Origin of the sequence: Streptomyces sp. MB09-01, from assembly GCF_033794505.1 — a bacterium.
GTDB lineage: Bacteria > Actinomycetota > Actinomycetes > Streptomycetales > Streptomycetaceae > Streptomyces.
On sequence record NZ_JARAYQ010000008.1, the window covers coordinates 61,310 to 78,906 of the forward strand.

Annotated in this window: 11 protein-coding genes; 6 read left to right on the forward strand and 5 right to left on the reverse strand. The window is 72.1% G+C overall.

Annotated elements, in window-relative coordinates; genetic code table 11:
- Positions 1-125: 125 nt before the first annotated feature.
- On the reverse strand, positions 126-1,241 hold the full coding sequence (locus PV721_RS03205) for a LacI family DNA-binding transcriptional regulator (protein WP_319721228.1): 1,116 nt from the start codon (positions 1,239-1,241) through the stop codon (positions 126-128).
- A 361-nt stretch (positions 1,242-1,602) separates the two neighbouring features.
- Between PV721_RS03205 and hisC the strand changes: the two genes are divergently transcribed.
- Positions 1,603-2,682: a histidinol-phosphate transaminase gene (gene hisC / locus PV721_RS03210; protein ID WP_319721229.1), complete on the forward strand. Its 1,080-nt coding sequence runs from the start codon at positions 1,603-1,605 to the stop codon at positions 2,680-2,682.
- Between the two features lie 41 nt (positions 2,683-2,723).
- Here hisC and PV721_RS03215 read toward each other — a convergent pair whose 3' ends face one another.
- Entirely contained in the window at positions 2,724-3,092 is a 369-nt protein-coding gene (locus PV721_RS03215; RefSeq protein WP_319721230.1) for a cyclophilin-like fold protein, read from the reverse strand.
- A gap of 190 nt (positions 3,093-3,282) precedes the next feature.
- Here PV721_RS03215 and PV721_RS03220 point away from each other — a divergent pair, with 190 nt between their 5' ends.
- The 4 genes from PV721_RS03220 to PV721_RS03235 are packed head-to-tail and all read left to right on the forward strand — an operon-like array spanning position 3,283 to position 11,370.
- Entirely contained in the window at positions 3,283-4,788 is a 1,506-nt protein-coding gene (locus PV721_RS03220; RefSeq protein WP_319721231.1) for a cytochrome ubiquinol oxidase subunit I, read from the forward strand.
- An 18-nt stretch (positions 4,789-4,806) separates the two neighbouring features.
- The gene (cydB, locus tag PV721_RS03225; protein ID WP_319721232.1) at positions 4,807-5,808 is read left to right on the forward strand and encodes a cytochrome d ubiquinol oxidase subunit II; all 1,002 of its coding nucleotides are present in this window, start codon (positions 4,807-4,809) and stop codon (positions 5,806-5,808) included.
- Positions 5,809-5,865: 57 nt separating this feature from the next.
- Positions 5,866-9,534 carry a thiol reductant ABC exporter subunit CydD gene (gene cydD, locus PV721_RS03230; RefSeq protein WP_319721233.1) on the forward strand — a complete coding sequence of 1,223 codons (3,669 nt, stop codon included), beginning with the start codon at positions 5,866-5,868 and terminating at the stop codon, positions 9,532-9,534.
- A gap of 24 nt (positions 9,535-9,558) precedes the next feature.
- Entirely contained in the window at positions 9,559-11,370 is a 1,812-nt protein-coding gene (locus tag PV721_RS03235; protein ID WP_416371012.1) for a GAF domain-containing sensor histidine kinase, read from the forward strand.
- A 71-nt stretch (positions 11,371-11,441) separates the two neighbouring features.
- Here PV721_RS03235 and PV721_RS03240 read toward each other — a convergent pair whose 3' ends face one another.
- Positions 11,442-12,323, reverse strand: coding sequence for an HAD family hydrolase (locus tag PV721_RS03240; protein ID WP_319721234.1), 882 nt, complete (start codon positions 12,321-12,323; stop codon positions 11,442-11,444).
- An 88-nt stretch (positions 12,324-12,411) separates the two neighbouring features.
- On the opposite strand from PV721_RS03240, the gene PV721_RS03245 reads away from it, so the two are divergent.
- Positions 12,412-13,317, forward strand: a complete 906-nt coding sequence (locus tag PV721_RS03245) for an LLM class flavin-dependent oxidoreductase (protein ID WP_319721236.1) — start codon at positions 12,412-12,414, stop codon at positions 13,315-13,317.
- 46 nt (positions 13,318-13,363) lie between these two features.
- On the opposite strand, the gene PV721_RS03250 is transcribed toward PV721_RS03245, so the two are convergent.
- Positions 13,364-16,420 carry a tetratricopeptide repeat protein gene (locus tag PV721_RS03250; protein WP_319721237.1) on the reverse strand — a complete coding sequence of 1,019 codons (3,057 nt, stop codon included), beginning with the start codon at positions 16,418-16,420 and terminating at the stop codon, positions 13,364-13,366.
- A partial coding sequence (locus PV721_RS03255) for an HSP90 family protein (RefSeq protein WP_319721238.1) occupies positions 16,417-17,597 on the reverse strand: 1,181 nt, incomplete at its 5' end. The genes PV721_RS03255 and PV721_RS03250, both read right to left, overlap by 4 nt.

Consider the following 17,597-nt stretch of genomic DNA (forward strand, 5'->3'; position numbering starts at 1 on the left):
CTCTGTGACGCACCAGGGGTGGTGAATCCTTTGCGGAGCCGATCGTTCCTACCGCTTTCTACCGATTTCGGTGTTGCTGAAATGCTCGGCCGGGTCGTCGGCAGGCCGACCGGACGGTCTGGCGGTCAGTCCTTGGCCGGGGAACGGGGTGGGCTGACCGTCGTTCGGGCCTGCCTGCGCTGCGAGGACGTACGGATGATGAGCTCGGTCGGGACGACCTGTTCGACGGGGCGTCCGGTGTCCACTCCCTCGATCGCGTCGATGAGCAACTGCACGACGGCGGTGCCGATGCGGCGCGGTTTGAGGGAGAGGGTGGTGATGGGCGGTTCGGTGTTGGCGTAGACGGTGGACTCGCTGCAGCACACGAGCAGCAGGTCCTCGGGGACGCGCAGGCCGTAGCGACGGGCGGCGGCGAGCAGGTCGGTGCCGTTGGGGTCGAAGAGCCCGTAGACGGCGTCGGGCCGGTCGGGTCGGGCGAGGAGCCGGTCGGCGGCGACGGCGCCCGCGCACGGGTCGTGGGCGGGGTAGGACTCGTAGACGGGGTCCTGGCCGACGCGCTCGCACCAGTTGAGGTAGGCGGTGGTGGAGAGCCGGGTGTACGTGTCGGTGGTGGTGCCGGTCAGCAGGCCGATCCGGCGGGCGCCGGCGGCGGCGAGGTGGTCGAGGAGGCCGAGTACGGCGGCCTCGTGGTCGTTGTCGACCCAGGCGGTGACGGGGAGGGAGCCTGCGGGGCGGCCGTCGGAGACCACGGGCAGACCTTGGCGGACCAGTTCGGTGACGACGGGATCGTGGTCGGAGGGGTCGATGACGACGGTGCCGTCGAGGGCGACGTTGGACCACACGTCGTGGCGGGAGGTGGCGGGGAGGATGACGAGGGCGTAGCCGCGGGCGAGCGCGGCGGAGGTGGCGGCCCTGGCCATCTCGGCGAAGTAGGCGAATTCGGTGAAGGTGAAAGGTTCATCCCCGTACGTCGTCACGGTCAGACCGATGAGGCCCGACTTGCCGGTACGGAGGGTGCGGGCGGCGGCCGACGGGCGGTAGCCCAGCCGGTCGGCCACCTCGCGAACGTGGCGGCGGGTGGCGTCCGGCAGCCGTCCCTTGCCATTGAGCGCGTCGGAGACGGTTGTGATGGAGACGCCCGCCGCGGCGGCCACGTCCCTGATGCCTGCCCGGCCCTGTCGGCCGGCGGCCCGCCGGGTGGTCTCGGTCCGGCTCACCTGATGCTTCCCTGCTGCTGTCATGGCGAGCCGATAGTAGGGCTCGGTGGGGTGGGTGGTCCGGATGCATATGCACCCGTTGACAGGCACGTTTCTGCACGGTTCGCCACCCCCAATGACCTTGGAAATGAAGGTGTTTGGTCGCTCAGGGTGAGGGTGGAGCTTGTCGGCGGGTCCGGGCATGCCAAAACGCTGTGGTCTCGGGACGGTCTCAACTCACCTGCACGAGGGACGCGCGCCACGGCGCAGGCCACCGGCGCGCGCATATATGCGCGCGCTCCCCCGCATTCCAGGCGCCCCCATTCTCGGAACGGCGGAATCCTCATAAGGTGAGCAGTATTGAGTCGACGGCGACGTCGGACGGGACGGTCGAGGAGGACCTGCGGTGAGCGAGAAGAGCCCGAAGCTGCGCGCCGAGCTGGACGGCATTCCGACGTACAAGCCCGGGAAGCCGGCTGCCGCGGGAGGGCCCGTCGCGTACAAGCTGTCGTCGAACGAGAACCCGTACCCGCCGCTGCCGGGGGTGCTGGAGACCGCGGTCTCGGCGGCCGGCAGCTTCAACCGGTACCCCGACATGGCCTGCACCGGCCTCGTGAACGAGCTCGCCGAGCGCTTCGGGGTGCCGGTCGAGCACATCGCCACGGGCACCGGCTCGGTGGGTGTGGCCCAGTCCCTGATCCAGGCGGCGGCCGGCCCGGGCGACGAGGTGATCTACGCCTGGCGCTCCTTCGAGGCGTACCCGATCCTCACGCAGATCTCGGGCGCGACCTCGGTGCAGGTCCCGCTGACCGACGGGGACGTGCACGACCTGGAGGCCATGGCGGCGGCGATCACCGACCGGACCCGGCTGATCTTCGTCTGCAACCCGAACAACCCCACCGGCACCGCCGTGCGCCGCGCCGAGCTGGAGCGGTTCCTGGACCGGGTGCCCTCGGACGTCCTGGTGGTCCTGGACGAGGCGTACCGCGAGTTCGTGCGCGACACGGACGTCCCGGACGGCGTCGAGCTCTACCGCAACCGGCCGAACGTGGCCGTGCTGCGTACGTTCTCCAAGGCGTACGGCCTGGCCGGCCTGCGGGTCGGCTTCGCCATCGCGCACGAGCCGGTGGCCGCGGCGCTGCGCAAGACGGCGATGCCGTTCGGCGTCAGCCAGCTCGCGCAGGACGCGGCGGTGGCCTCGCTGCGCGCCGAGGACGAGCTGATGGGCCGCGTCGGGGCGCTGGTGGGCGAGCGTGCGCGGGTGCACGAGACGCTGCTCGCCCAGGGCTGGACCGTGCCGGACACCCAGGCCAACTTCGTGTGGATGCGGCTGGGGGAGCGGACCGCCGAGTTCGCGGCGGCCTGCGAGAAGGCCGGTGTGGTGGTCCGGCCCTTCGCGGGCGAGGGCCTGCGGGTCACGATCGGTGAGACCGAGGCGAACGACCTCTTCCTGCACACGGCCGAGGCGTTCTTCAAGGAGCTGTAGGCGGCCGTGGTTGTCCTGGCGGCCGGACCCTAGGGGGCCGGTTAGGCCAGTTCCACGCGGATGGGATCGCCGTCGCGGACGGTGGAGAGCAGGCGGGGGTCGCCGTCGAACGAGCCGAGCACGTTGCACGGGCTCGCCAGGCGGCTCTCGCCTCCGCGCGAGATGGGCGTGGGGCCGTAGGGCAGCGCGAGCGCGTCGCCCTCGGTCCAGAACGCGACCGTGCCCGGCTCGACGACCTGCTGGGCGTCGTGTTCCAGGGCCACCGAGACGCCGGTGTCGAAGTAGACCTCCTCGCCCCAGGTGTTCGCGGAAGCGGAGATCGGAAGGGCCTCGGCCAGCGCCTTGCTGGTCGGGGTCTCGTCGAGGGTTGCGGTGAGCTGGCCCGCAGGCCAGGAAATCCGTATCTGCATGAGCCGCATTCAACAATCTGTTGAATGGATTGGCTAGAGGGGTACCCCGCCTGAAGGTGGCCGGCAGCGGTACGACATAATGCTTGTGAATGTGAACGCGTTCACAAGCGTGTCCTGCTTTCTCCCGGATTGAGTGGGACACAACAGGCAGGCTGCCGCGTGACCACGGCGACGCGAAGGAGACGAGGACGTGGACCTAGCTTTGGCGCCGGAGACTCTGGCGCGATGGCAGTTCGGAATCACCACCGTCTATCACTTCCTCTTCGTACCCCTGACGATCTCGCTCGCCGCGCTCACGGCCGGCCTGCAGACCGCGTGGGTGCGCACCGAGAAGGAGAAGTACCTCAGGGCCACGAAGTTCTGGGGAAAGCTTTTCTTGATCAATATCGCGATGGGCGTCGTCACCGGCATCGTCCAGGAGTTCCAGTTCGGCATGAACTGGTCCGACTACTCGCGCTTCGTCGGCGACATCTTCGGAGCCCCCCTGGCCTTCGAGGCGCTGATCGCCTTCTTCTTCGAGTCGACCTTCATCGGCCTGTGGATCTTCGGCTGGGACAAGCTGCCGAAGAAGATCCACCTGGCCTGCATCTGGATGGTGTCCATGGGCACCGTCCTCTCCGCCTACTTCATCCTGGCGGCCAATTCCTGGATGCAGCACCCGGTCGGTTACCGCATCAACGAGGAGCGGGGCCGGGCCGAGCTCACCGACTTCTGGCTCGTGCTCACCCAGAACACCGCACTCACCCAGTTCTTCCACACCATCACGGCGGCCTTCCTGGTGGGCGGTGCGTTCATGACCGGCATCGCCGCGTTCCACCTGGCCCGCAAGAGGCACATCCCCGTGATGCGGAGCTCGTTGCGGCTCGGCCTGGTCGTCATGATCATCGCGGGCATGGGCACGGCCCTGAGCGGTGACCTGCTCGGCAAGGTCATGTTCAAGCAGCAGCCCATGAAGATGGCCGCCGCGGAGGCGCTCTGGGACGGCGAGGCGCCGGCTCCGTTCTCGGTCTTCGCCTACGGCGACGTCGAGAAGGGCCACAACAAGGTCGCGATAGAGATCCCGGGCCTGCTGTCCTTCCTGGCCAACGACGACTTCACCTCCTTCGTCCCGGGCATCAACGACGTCAACAAGGCGGAGCAGGAGAAGTTCGGCCCCGGCGACTACCGGCCCAACATCCCCGTCGCCTACTGGGGCTTCCGCTGGATGATCGGCTTCGGCATGGCCTCCCTCGGCATCGGCGTGCTGGGCCTGTGGCTGACCCGCAAGAAGTTCATGCTGCCGCCGGGTCTGCGGACCGGGGAGGACGAGGTCCCGAACCTGGTCCTCTTCAAGAAGGCGCTGAGCCCGAAGTTCGCCAACCTGTACTGGATCGTCGCGCTCTGGACGATGGGCTTCCCGCTCATCGCCAACTCCTGGGGCTGGATCTTCACCGAGATGGGCCGGCAGCCCTGGGTGGTCTACGGAGTCCTGCGCACCCGGGACGCGGTCTCGCCGAACGTCTCCCAGGCCGAGGTGCTCACCTCGATGATCGGCTTCACCCTCCTCTACGCAGTGCTCGCCGTCATCGAGGTCCGGCTCCTCGTCAAGTACGTCAAGGCCGGACCGCCCGAGCTCACCGAGGCCGATCTCAACCCGCCCACCAAGATCGGCGGGGACGACAAGAACCCCGACCGGCCGATGGCCTTCTCGTACTGAGGCTGAGGAGACCGCACCATGCAACTCCACGACGTCTGGTTCGTACTCATCGCCGTCCTGTGGACCGGCTACTTCTTTCTGGAGGGCTTCGACTTCGGAGTCGGCGTACTGACCAAGCTGCTCGCCCGCGACCGTACGGAGAAGCGGGTCCTGATCAACACCATCGGGCCCGTGTGGGACGGCAACGAGGTCTGGCTGCTCACGGCGGGCGGTGCGACCTTCGCCGCCTTCCCCGAGTGGTACGCCACCCTCTTCTCCGGCTTCTACCTGCCGCTGCTGCTCATCCTGGTCTGCCTCATCATCCGCGGCGTCGCCTTCGAGTACCGGCACAAGCGCCCCGAGGACCGGTGGCAGACCAACTGGGAACACGCGATCTTCTGGACCTCGCTGATCCCGGCGTTCCTGTGGGGCGTGGCGTTCGCCAACATCGTCCGGGGCGTGAAGATCGACGAGAACATGGAGTACGTCGGCACCCTCTTCGACCTGCTCAACGTCTACTCGATCCTGGGCGGACTGGTCACCCTCACCCTCTTCACCTTCCACGGCGCGGTCTTCACCTCGCTCAAGACGGTCGGTGACATACGGGACCGCTCGCGGAAGCTGGCGACCGGCCTGGGCGTCGCCACCGCCGTGCTGGCCCTGGTCTTCCTGATCTGGACCCAGGTCTCCCGCGGCGACGGCAAGAGCCTGATCGCCATGGCCGTCGCCGTGCCGGCACTGCTCGGAGCGCTCGCCACCAACCTGAAGGGCCGCGAGGGCTGGTCGTTCGCACTGTCCGGGGTCACCATCGCCGCGGCCGTCGCGATGCTCTTCCTGACGCTCTTCCCGAACGTCATGCCGTCCTCGCTGAACGACTCCTGGAACCTCACGGTCACCAATGCCTCGTCCAGCCCGTACACCTTGAAGATCATGACCTGGTGCGCGGCAGTGGCCACCCCGCTGGTCCTCCTCTACCAGGGCTGGACGTACTGGGTGTTCCGCAAGCGGATCGGTACGCAGCACATCGTCGACGTGCACTGAGTTCCCGCGCCACCCGGCCCGTTCCTCCGACCGACCCTCCCCTGGGGGATGTTTCACGTGAAACCGATCGACCCGCGCCTGCTCCGGTACGCCCGCTCCACCCGCCTCTTCCTGGGCGCGGTGGTGGCCCTGGGGCTCGTCGGGGCGGGGCTGGTCGTCGGTCAGGCGATGCTGATCGCCGAGATCGTGGTAGGTGCCTTCGAAAAGGGGCTGGGCGGCGAAGCGCTCCGGACGCCGCTGCTGCTGCTCGCGGCGGTGGCGCTCGGACGCGGCCTGGTCGCCTGGCTGACCGAGCTGGCCGCGCACCGCGCCAGCGCGGCGGTCAAGTCGGAACTGCGGGGCCGGCTGCTGGACCGGGCCGCGGACCTCGGCCCCGGCCGGCTCACCGGGCAGAAGACCGGATCCCTGGTGTCCCTGGCCACCCGAGGTGTGGACGCGCTCGACGACTACTTCTCCCGTTACCTGCCCCAGCTGGGGCTCGCGGTGGTCGTGCCGGTGGCGGTGCTCGCCCGCATCGTCACCGAGGACTGGGTGTCGGCGGCCATCATCGTGGTCACGCTCCCCCTGATCCCCGTGTTCATGGTGCTGATCGGCATGGCCACCCAGTCCCGGATGGACCGGCAGTGGCGGCTCCTGTCCCGGCTGTCGGGGCACTTCCTCGACGTGGTGGCCGGCCTTCCCACGCTGAAGGTCTTCGGCCGGGCCAAGGCGCAGGCCGGATCCATCCGCAAGATCACCGACGACTACCGGCGCGCGACGATGCGGACCCTGCGCATCGCCTTCCTCTCCTCGTTCGCGCTGGAACTGCTGGCGACCCTGTCGGTCGCACTGGTCGCCGTGACCATCGGCATGCGACTGGTCCACGGTGAACTGGACCTCTACACCGGCCTGGTCATCCTGATCCTGGCGCCCGAGGCGTACCTGCCGCTCAGGCAGGTGGGGGCGCAGTACCACGCGGCCGCGGAAGGACTCGCGGCCGCGGAGGAGATCTTCGAGATCCTGGAGACCCCCGCCACGGGGCCGGCCGGGGCGGCGGAGCTGCCCGGCGACGCGGCCTTGCGGATCGAGATCGACGGGGTCGCCGTCCGCTACGAGGGCCGGGGCGAGGACTCGCCCGGGCCGGTCTCGCTGACGGTCGCGCCGGGGGAGTGCGTGGCCCTCACCGGTCCGAGCGGCGCGGGCAAGTCCACGCTGCTCCAGGTGCTGCTCGGGTTCGTGACGCCGACCGCGGGGCGGGTACGGATCGCGGGGGTGGACCTGGCCGACCTGGCGCCGGAGCACTGGCGGGAGCGGATCGCGTGGGTGCCGCAGCGGCCGCACCTGTTCGCCGGCACGATCGCCGAGAACGTACGGCTGGCCCGCGCGGACGCCTCCGAAAGCGAAGTGACCGCGGCTCTGAAGGACGCCGGGGCCTGGGAGTTCGTGACCGCGCTGCCGCGCGGGGCGCAGACCCTGCTCGGCGAGGGCGGCGTGGGACTGTCCGCGGGGCAACGGCAGCGGCTGGCCCTGGCCAGGGCCTTCCTCGCGGACCGGCCCGTGCTGCTGCTGGACGAGCCGACGGCGGCCCTGGACGGGGAGACCGAGGCCGGGATCGTGGACGCGGTCCGGCGGCTTTCCGCCGGGCGGACCGTACTGCTGGTCGTGCACCGGCCGGCGCTGCTGGCGGTCGCGGACCGGGTGGTCCCCATGGCGGCGGGGGGCGGGCCCGCGGAGCTGCACGCCGACGGGCACCGCTTCGAGGGGCTGCTACCCGCGGGGCTGCTTCCCGCGGGCGCGCTTCCCCAGGGGCCGGACCTCGAACGGCCGACTCTTGAGGGGCTGGACCTCGAGGGGGTGCTCCCCCAGGGAGGCGCTTTCCGGGACGGGGCCGACGGCCGCTCCCCCGGCGACCGCGACCCGGATGCCGGGGAGTGGATCCTCGGTGCCGCACCCGAGCGGGCGCGGGCCGGCGGCGGGACCGACACGGGCGGGGCCGATCCGCTGCGCCGGGTACGGGCGGTGGCCAGGGCCTGGCAGGGACGGTTCAGGCTCGGGCTGTTGCTCGGCGCACTGGCCGTCGGGTGCAGCGTCGGCCTGATGGCCGTGTCCGGCTGGCTGATCTCGCGGGCCTCCGAACAGCCCCCCGTGCTCTATCTGATGGTGGCCGTCACCGCCACCCGGGCCTTCGGGATGGGCCGCGCCGTCTTCCGTTACGCGGAGCGGCTCGTCTCCCACGACGCCGTGCTGCGGATGCTCGCCGACCTGCGGGTATCGGTGTACCGGCGACTGGAGCGCATCGCGCCCGCCGGGCTGCGCGAGCACCGGCGCGGGGACCTCCTGGCCCGGCTGGTGGCCGACGCGGACGCCCTGCAGGACTACTGGCTCCGCTGGCTGCTGCCGGTCGGCACCGCGGTGCTCGTCGGTACCGGCTCGGTCGCCTTCACCACCTGGCTGCTGCCCGAGGCCGGGGCCGTGCTCGCCGCCGGGCTGCTCGCCGCCGGTATCGGCGTGCCCCTGGTCAGCGGTGCCTGCGCCCGCCGGGCGGAGCGCAGGCTCGCACCCGCCCGGGGCGAGCTCGCCAGCAGGGTGGCCGATCTGCTGACCGGTACCGCGGAGTTGACCGTGGCCGGCGCCCTGGAGGACCGCAAGGGCCGGGCGCGGGAGAGCGACGGCCTGCTGACCCGCATCGCCGCGCGGGGCGCCGCCGCGAGCGGGCTGGGCGGCGGGCTGTCCGCCCTCGTGTGCGGGCTCACCGTGGTGGCCGCCGCGGCCGTCGCCGCGAACGCCGTCCACGACGGACGGCTGTCCGGGGTGGCCATGGCCGTCGCGGTCCTGACACCGCTCGCCGCCTTCGAGGCGGTGAACGGACTGCCGCTCGCCGTCCAGTACCGCCAGCGGGTGCGCCGTAGCGCCGAGCGGGTCTACGAGGTCATCGACGCGCCGGTCCCGGTCGCCGAGCCGGAGCGGCCCGCCGCGCCGCCCGCTTCGCCCTTCCCACTGCAGCTGACGGGGCTCGCCGCCCGCCACCCCGGCCAGGACCGTGACGCCCTGCGCGGGCTGGACCTGACCCTGGAGGCCGGCCGCCGCATCGCCGTCGTCGGTCCCTCGGGCTCCGGCAAGACGACACTGGCCCAGGTCATGCTCCGGTTCCTGGAGCCGGGCGAGGGCGCGTACACCCTGAGCGGGACGGACGCGCGCACCCTCGACGGCGACGACGTGCGGGCGCTCGTGGGCCTGTGCGCCCAGGACGCGCACATCTTCGACAGCTCGGTGCGGGAGAACCTGCGCCTCGCCCGGACCGGGGCGAGCGAGGAACAACTGCGGGACGCACTGGCCGCGGCCCGGCTGCTGGAGTGGGCCGACGGCCTTCCGGACGGTCTGGACACCCTGGTCGGTGAGCACGGCGAGCGGATCTCGGGCGGTCAGCGCCAGCGCCTCGCCCTGGCCCGCGCCTTGCTCGCGGACTTCCCCGTACTGGTCCTGGACGAGCCGGCCGAGCACCTGGACCTGGCCACGGCCGACGCCCTGACGGCGGACCTGCTGGCCGCGACCGAGGGCAGGACCACCGTGCTGATCACGCACCGGCTGGCCGGACTGGAGGCCGTCGACGAGGTGCTCGTGCTGGACCGCGGCGAGGTCGTGCAGCGCGGCGCGTACGCGGAGCTGGCCTCGGCCGAGGGACCGCTGCGGCGCCTGCTGGAGCGGGAAAGGGCCACGGACGGGACTATGGCCAACTTTCCCCTCTAATGGGGACTAACTAGTCTCAAGAGCATGTCAGCGCAGCAGTCGCAACAGTCGCCGGATTCGTCGGATCCCCTGCCGGATCCCTCGCCGGCCACACCGGCCACACCGGCCCCGCCGGCCACACCGGTCGTGCCGGTCGTGCCGGTGACGCCGGACCCGCTGGTGGCCGCCACCGAGGCCACCAGGAGCCTGCAGGGCCTGTCCACGGAGCTCACGGCCCGGGTACCGCAACTGCTGGAGGCGATGCGGTCGGTCGGGACCGGCCTCGAACTGCACTCCACGCTGGACCGCATCTGCGAGACCGCGGCCGAGCTCGCGGGCGCCCGCTACGCGGCGATCGGCGTCGTCGACACGGAGGGGCGCGGGCTCTCGGACTTCGTCACCCACGGGGTCAGCTCCGAGCTGGCCCGGAAGATCGGGCACCGGCCGGACGGCAAGCGGGGCCTGCTCGGAGCGTTGATCGCGCACTCGGACACCGTGCGGCTCGCCGATCTGACGAAGGATCCGCGCTCCGCGGGCTTCCCGGCGCACCACCCGCCCATGAAGACGTTCCTCGGCGTCCCGATCCGGGTGCAGGGGGAGATCTTCGGCAATCTGTACCTCGCCGAGAAGAGCGGCGGCGGCGAGTTCAACGACTCCGACGTCCACATGGTCCGGGTGCTGGCCACCGAGGCGGGCATCGCCATCGGCAACGCCAGGCTGTACGAGGCCGCCACCCAGCGCGAGCGCTGGATCGACGGCTCGGTGGCTGTCACCACCGCCCTCCTGTCGGGTGGGGACGCGGACGACGCCCTCGTGGTGGTGGCGGAGCAGGCCCGCCGGCTGGCCGACTCCTCCGCGGGGATCGTCATGCTGCCGGCCGAGGACGGCGGGATGGAGATCGTCGCCGTCTCGGCCGAGAACCCGGCCACCTCGCTCGGAGTGGTGATCCCGGCCGAGAGTCCGGTGGTGACCAGCCTGTTGCACGGCGAGCCGGTGTTCGTGGACGACGCCGCGTCCGACCCCCGCATGATCAGCAAGCTGACCAGCCAGTACGGGCCTTGCATGATGCTGCCCCTGCACAGCGGCGGGCGGGTGCTGGGCGCGCTGGTCGCCCCCAGGGCGCGCGGCGAGCGGCCCTTCAGCGAGGCCGAGCGGACCCTGGCCACCCAGTTCGCCTCGCAGGCGGCGCTCGCCCTGATGATGGCCGAGGCACAGCGCGACCGTGAGCGGCTGGCCGTGTTCGAGGACCGCGACCGGATCGCACGCGACCTGCACGACCTGGTCATCCAGCGGCTGTTCGCCACCGGGATGATGCTGGAGGGCGCGCAGCGCCGGTCCATCGTTCCCGAGGTCCGCGACGGCGTCGGCAAGGCCGTGGACGAACTGGACGTGACGATCCAGGAGATCCGCACCGCGATCTTCGCCCTCCAGCAGGGCCCGGCGGAGGCCCCGGCCGGATTGCGCACCCGGGTGCTGCGGGAGATCAACATGGCTGCCGTGCCCCTGGGCTTCAAGCCCGCGCACCGCTTCCTCGGACCGATCGACACCGTCGTCGACGAGCTGGTCGGCAAGAACCTGATCGCCGCCCTGCGCGAGGCCCTGTCCAATGCCTTCCGCCATGCCGACGCGTCCCGGATCGAGGTGGTCCTCGACTCCACCGTCACCCTCGCCGACGGCCGTCCCGGGGTCCGGCTGGAGGTCGCCGACGACGGGGTGGGCATCTCCGACGGGGGCCGGCGCAGCGGGCTGCGCAATCTGCGGCGACGGGCCGAGTCGCTGGGCGGCGCGAGCTCGTACGGCCCGGGCATCGGCGAGGACGGCGGCGGGACCACCCTGGTGTGGGAGGCCCCGCTCTGAGGTGAAGGCGCCTGCTGCCGCGTCCCGCTGCTGCGACCTGCTGTGCGGGCCCCGGTGCCGGGGCCCGCTGATCAGGCCTGCTGCCGGGCGATGCGTTCGGCCAGGATCCGCTCGATGACGAGGGCGACCCCGTCCTCGTTGTTGGCGACCGTACGGCCGGACGCGGCCGCGATCACGTCCGGGTGGGCGTTGCCCATCGCGTACGAGGTGCCGGCCCAGCTGAGCATCTCCACGTCGTTCGGCATGTCCCCGAAGGCGACGACCTCGGAGGGCGAGATGCCCCGCTGGGTGCAGCACAGCGCCAGCGTGCTGGCCTTGGAGACGCCGTGCCCGCTGATCTCCAGCAGGGCGGTCGGACTGGAGCGGGTGATCGACGCGTACTCGCCGGCGGCGGAGCGGGCCAGCGTCAGGAACTCGTCCGGGGTGAGCTCGGAGTGGTGCGCCAGCAGCTTGAGCACGGGCGCCGCGCCCCCGTTTTCCTTCAGCAGCTCCTCGGCCGTGGCGATCTTGGCGGCCGGGTCCTTGAAGAAGGGCGGGTACGCCGGCTCGTAGTTGATGCCGGTGGTCAGCTCGACCGCGAAGGACGTGCCGGGTGCGGCGGTCCGCAGGGCATCGACGACGGCGAGTGCGGCGGCCCGCGGGAGGGACCTGACCTGCACGAACTCCCGTCCGGCATGCAGGTCGACCACTGCCGCGCCATTGGCGCAGATCGCGAGGCCGTGCCCGTGGACGTGGTCGCTGACCACGTCCATCCAGCGGGCCGGGCGTCCGGTGACGAAGAAGACCTCGATCCCGGCCTCCTCGGCGGCGGCGAGCGCAGCGACGGTGCGCGGCGAGACGGATTTGTCGTCGCGCAGCAGGGTGCCGTCGAGGTCGGTGGCGATGAGCCGGGGCATGGGGGTTGGCCCGTCCGGGCGCTGGGGAGCCGAGGTCACGGCTCCATCTTCGCCCATGACCGGGGACGGCCGGACCATGATCGGGTTCGGCTGTCGCGCCGGGCGATGTTTCACGTGAAACATCGCCTCGCCGTAGGCTCGACGTATGAGTCTGCGTCTGAGCACGGTGATCCTTCCGGTACGTCGATGGCACGAGGGAGGCCGCGATCAGTGGCTCCGGGCTGAGCAGCTCGGTTTCCACACCGCCTACACCTACGACCACCTGTCCTGGCGGACCTTCCGTGACGGCCCGTGGTTCGGTGCGCTGCCCACCCTGACCGCGGCGGCCGCCGCCACCGAGCGGCTGCGCCTGGGCACGCTCGTCACCTCGCCGAACTTCCGCCACCCGGTGACCCTCGCCAAGGAGCTCATCTCCCTGGACGACATCTCCGGCGGCCGCATCACCCTCGGCATCGGAGCCGGCGGCAACGGCTTCGACGCGACCGCGCTGGGCCAGGAGGCCTGGTCCCCGCGTGAGCGCGCCGACCGCTTCGCCGAGTTCGTGCCGCTGCTGGACCGGTTGCTGACCGAGGGCGCGGTGAGCCACGAGGGCACCTTCTACTCCGCCGAGGAGGCCCGTAACCTCCCCGGCTGTGTGCAGGGGCCGCGGCTGCCTTTCGCCGTCGCCGCGATCGGGCCGCGCGGTCTGCGGCTCGCTGCCCGGCACGGCCAGGCCTGGGTGACGACGGGCGACCCGAAGCTCTTCGAGGAGGGCACGCCCGAGCAGTCGCTGGAGGCCCTGCGCGGGCAGCTCGAACGGCTCGACAAGGCCTTCGTGGAGATCGGGAGGGATCCCGAGCCCATGGAGAAGATCCTGCTGACCGGCTTCACTCCCGAGGCCAACACCGTGCTGGAGTCCGTGGACGCCTTCGTCGACTTCGCCGGCCGCCACCGCGAGCTCGGCTTCACCGAACTGGTGATCCACGCGCCGATCCCGGACTCCGACTTCGCCGCCGACGAGGCCGTCTTCGAGAAGATCGCCACCGAGGCCCTGTCGCAGCTCGGCAGCTGATCGCCGGTCGTCGCCGCTGCGCACCGGAGCGGCGACGACCGACGCCCTACACGCCGTCGTTCAGCTGCGCGAGGAGGCGCTCCGCCGAGGGCAGGAGCCAGTCGGGCAGCTCGTCCTCGGGCAGCGCCCGCACCTCGTCGATCAGCGTGGAGACACGCGCGGCGCCCGCTTTTGCGTCGCCCCGCTCGTGCTCCGTCCAGGCCGCGTTGTTCAGGCACTGGAACCGGTCCCGGAGATGGTCGGGGCCGAGCGCGGCGTAGGCCCGGCCGGCCCGGTCCCACAGATCGATCTCCTCCAGGCGCAGCGCGTCGGCCTCCTCGCGGCTCAGCCGGGCCGCCGGAGCCTCGCCCGGGCCGGCGTCGGCAGGGACCTCGTCCTCGGCCGCCTGCTCGTTCGTGCTGACGTGCCGGTCGAGCACCTGCGCCAGCTGGTGCCAGGTCTGGGCGAGTTCGGAGCGCAGCTCAGGGGCGCCGGGATCCGCGGCCAAGGCGGCCTCCAGCACTTCGGCGGCCTCTGCCATCCGGCCCCGGGCCTGCTCCACCGCCGTGGCCGTGACCTCCTCGCGCAGGCCCAGCCAGGCCAGGGAGCGCAGCACCCGCACCTCGGCGACCGGGGCCTCGCCCGTCAGCCGGTGCAGCTCCAGGGCCCGTTCGTAGGCGGCGACCGCCTCCGCGGCCAGCCCCGCGTCGGACAGGGTGTCGGCAGCCGACTGGGCGAGGCTCGCCTGCGGGCGCGGATCCTCCCAGCCCTTGGTCACCTCCGCCGCCAGCAGGTACTGCTCCGCGGCCGGCCGCGGCTCGTTCAGCCGGCGCAGCAGGTCGCCCAGGAACTCCCGTACGAACACCGCCTGCTGGTCGCCGTGCTCCAGCAGATCCGGCAGTGCCGACTGCAGGACCTCCGCGGCCTCGGCGGCCCTTTCCTCCCGCGCGTAGGCGCGGGCCAGCAGCAGCCGGGCCTGCGCCCCGCCGTCCGCGGTGAGTCCGGCCTGGTCGAACCAGTGGGCTCCCGCGAGCGCGAGCGCAGCGGCCTCCTGCGCCGCGTCGCCCCGTCGCAGCAGGATGTCCGCGAGGGTCAGCCGTACGACGCCCTGGGCCTCGGCGTCGGTCAGCTCGGCCGCGTGCTCCAGCCCGGCTCGCGCGGCTTCCTCCGCCTCCTCGGGCCGGTCCAGCGACATCAGCACGCCGGCCTGCAGCACCAGCGGGTCCACGGCCTGCCACGGGCGGCCGGCGGCGACCGCCCGCGCGGCGGACGTCGCGAGCAGCGGCACGGCCCGCTCCGGGTCTCCCTGTGCGAGGGCCACCCGGCCCAGCATCTCCTCGGCCTCCGCGACCAGGTCCGCCGCGCCGTCCTCGTAGGCGGAGACGAAGGCGGTCAGTTCGGCGGCGAGCTCACCGTGGGCGTGCTCCTGGTCCCCGCCGTGGTGGTGGTCCTGGTGGTGGTCGGCCGGGCCGGCCGCCTCGACCGAGCGCAGGTACGACTCCACCCGGATCGCCGACAGTTCCGCGAGCGCGATCCGCCGGAGCCGCAACGGTTCGGTGGCGTCCAGTGCTTCGGCGGACCGCAGGGCGATCCGCAGCAGCTCCCGGATCCGGGCGGGTGCGGCCCCCGATTGCGCGGCCACGCTGGCCATCCGCAGCTCGGCGAGCGCCGCGCGCTCCGCCCGGCCCAGCGCCCGGTAGCCGTCGCGGACCTCGGCCAGGAGCTGCGGTGCCTCCTCGGTCCCGCGCCGCGCGGCGGCCAGGGCCTGCTGGTCCGCGAGGTCGGCGCGGACCAGCGGATCGGGATCCGGTTGCCCGTCCACCCGTACGGCCACCTCGGCCCACAGCGCGTCCGCACCCGGATGACCCACGTCGCGGGCGCCGCGGGCCCGCTCCACGAGCTCGGTGAACCCGGTGGGCGCCACGACCGGCGCGGGGACGGCGGAGGCAGAAGCGGTGGGGGCAGTGGCGCCGGCGGTGGCAGTGGCACGGACCGCGTCCGTCCGGGGCAGTTCCGCACTGCGCACCCCCAGCGGCAGGGTGCCCACCAGCGGCTCCCGACCCACCCGCGCGAGGAAGCGGTCCGAGACCCGGGTCGTGCGGTTGCGCGCGTCGAACTGCCGGGCGATGTCGAGGCAGCCCGCGTGGAGCACCTCGTACAGCTCGGAGACCGTACGCGGGGTTCCCTCGTAGGGGACGGCCGGGCTCCGGCCGTGCCCCAGCTCTTCCAGACGGCGCAGCAGCACGAGGATGCCGCCGTGGAAGGACAGCCGGTCGTCGAGATTGGCGAGCGGCGCCACAAGGGCGGCGTGCTCGGCCAGGATCTCCAGGCCGCGCGACTCGTTGCCGGTGAGTGCGCAGAACTCGATGTGCCTGCCGACCGACGGCAGCAGGCTCTCGTTGCCGCGCGCCATGCGGTAGCCGCGCAGGTGGTTCGCGCGCGCCTCGTCGGCCCGGCCGAGCCGCAGCAGCGGCAGCAGCGAGGTGGCCAGGACCCGGTGCGGCTCTTCGGCGCAGACCAGCTCACCCGTGAGCACGGGCTTCCACAGCTCCAGTGCCTCCGTGTCGTCGCCCTGCACGACGGCGTACTGGCCCTGGCCGTTGAGCTCGCAGGCCTGGCAGTCGCTCATGTCGTCGCGCTCAGCGGCCAGCCAGCGCCGGAAGGCCCGCTCGGCGCGCTCGTCCTCACCGGTCACATGGGCGAGCCACAGCTCGGCCTCGCGGACGGGCCGCTCGCTGTAGCCCGCGATCCGGTAGCGGCGCTCCATCTCGTCCAGCCAGCCGGCGGCCGACTCCAGCGGGATCCCGGGGGAGTCGGAGATGGCCGAGGCCACCCACTTGAACTGCCAGAACAGGGAGTGGGCGTCCCATTCGGAGAAGGCGCCCGGGTCCTTGTCGTACTCCTGGAGGAGCCGTGCGAAGGGCACCAGCATCTTCGACGACTCGGAGCTGTAGAGATACGCGTTGATCAGGTTGTCGAGGGCTTCGCGGAACAGCGCGCGGTCGCCGTTCGTCTCCGCCGCACCGGCCAGGGCCTCGGCGTGCGCGTTGCGCGCGGCGCCGTTCGGCGCTTCGCGGTTCTCCGCCAGACCCCGCACGATCTCCTCGCGCGTCAGCGTCGTCACTTCTGGTCCTCCTGGGCATCGCGGGCGTCGGTGGAGTGCGTCGCCCATTCCAGGAGTCCGAGGAAGGCCCGGTTGAGCAGGGTGGAGTCGGCGGGGCGCAGCGGCCGCTGCGACATCAGCAGGGCCTGCCCGTACAGCGATTCGACGGCGGTGCCGGTCAGCGCCTCGTCGGGAAGGGCGGCGATCCGCCGGATCAGCGGATTGTTGTGGTTGAGGACCAGCCGGGCGCGCGGCGCGGAGCCCCGCAGCGCGCCGAGGATGCCGCTCCACAGGGAGTCGGCGCTCTCCAGCGCGGCGGTGCGGTCGCGCTCCTGGCGGGCCTGGCGGTCGTCGAGGTAGAGCGCGGGGACGGCGACGGGCTGGAAGGCGCGCAGCACCACGTCGCAGCCCTGGGGTTCCAGGCGGGTGCGCGCGGTGGCCAGGAAGGCGGCGAGCTCCAGTTCGGCGGAGGTCGCCACCGGGTCCAGCCGCTCGGTGACGGCTCCGGCGTCCAGCTCGGTGACCTTGAGCTCGGGCCGTACGGTGGGCAGCAGGGCCAGCAGGTCCGCGTCGTAGGTGTAGCCGGCGTTGATGACGCCGAGCCCGTGGGCCGCTGCGATCGGTGCGATCTGGCGGAACTCCTCGACGGTGCGCGTGAAGTGGATGTCCGTGTGGGCGGCCGCGAACTCCTGCAGGCTCATGGAACCGTCGCTGGTCTCGAACGGCAGCCACGGCAGCATCAGCCCGAGCAGTTCGGAGTCGTGCCGGGCCATGGACTTCACACCGAGGTGGTGGACGCGCAGGAAGGCGGCCAGGCGCTCCGGGTCGCTCGCCGCGAGCTCGGCGAGCCAGCCGCGGACGCGGGCGCCGAGGGCCTCCCGTACGGCGGCCAGGGTCTCGTCGTCGTAGAGGTTCTCCCGGGAGGCAGTGGGCCGCAGGGTGTCCGTGTCGAGGACGGCGCGGACGAAGAAGGCCCAGTCCGGCAGCAGGTTGTCGGCCCGGTCGGTCAGCAGCATGCCCTTGAGGTGGACGCGGTGTCCGGCCCGGTGGGCGGGGCTGGTCGGCTCGGGAAGGACGTACGCCACCCCGCGCACGCCGGCGACCGGCAGGTCGAGGTCGATGCTGTCGAGCGGGGTGAAGCCGAAGAGCTCCGCGCAGTGCCCGGCGAGCGCGACGCGGCGGGCGGCGGGGGTGGGGA

Bases quoted from the DNA above. Each gene is read 5' to 3' on its own strand.
- PV721_RS03205 (WP_319721228.1), bottom strand. From the start codon at position 1,241: ATGACAGCAGCAGGGAAGCATCAGGTGAGCCGGACCGAGACCACCCGG.
- PV721_RS03215 (WP_319721230.1), bottom strand. From the start codon at position 3,092: ATGCAGATACGGATTTCCTGGCCTGCGGGCCAGCTCACCGCAACCCTC.
- cydB (WP_319721232.1), top strand. From the start codon at position 4,807: ATGCAACTCCACGACGTCTGGTTCGTACTCATCGCCGTCCTGTGGACC.
- PV721_RS03235 (WP_416371012.1), top strand. From the start codon at position 9,559: ATGTCAGCGCAGCAGTCGCAACAGTCGCCGGATTCGTCGGATCCCCTG.
- PV721_RS03240 (WP_319721234.1), bottom strand. From the start codon at position 12,323: ATGGGCGAAGATGGAGCCGTGACCTCGGCTCCCCAGCGCCCGGACGGG.
- PV721_RS03245 (WP_319721236.1), top strand. From the start codon at position 12,412: ATGAGTCTGCGTCTGAGCACGGTGATCCTTCCGGTACGTCGATGGCAC.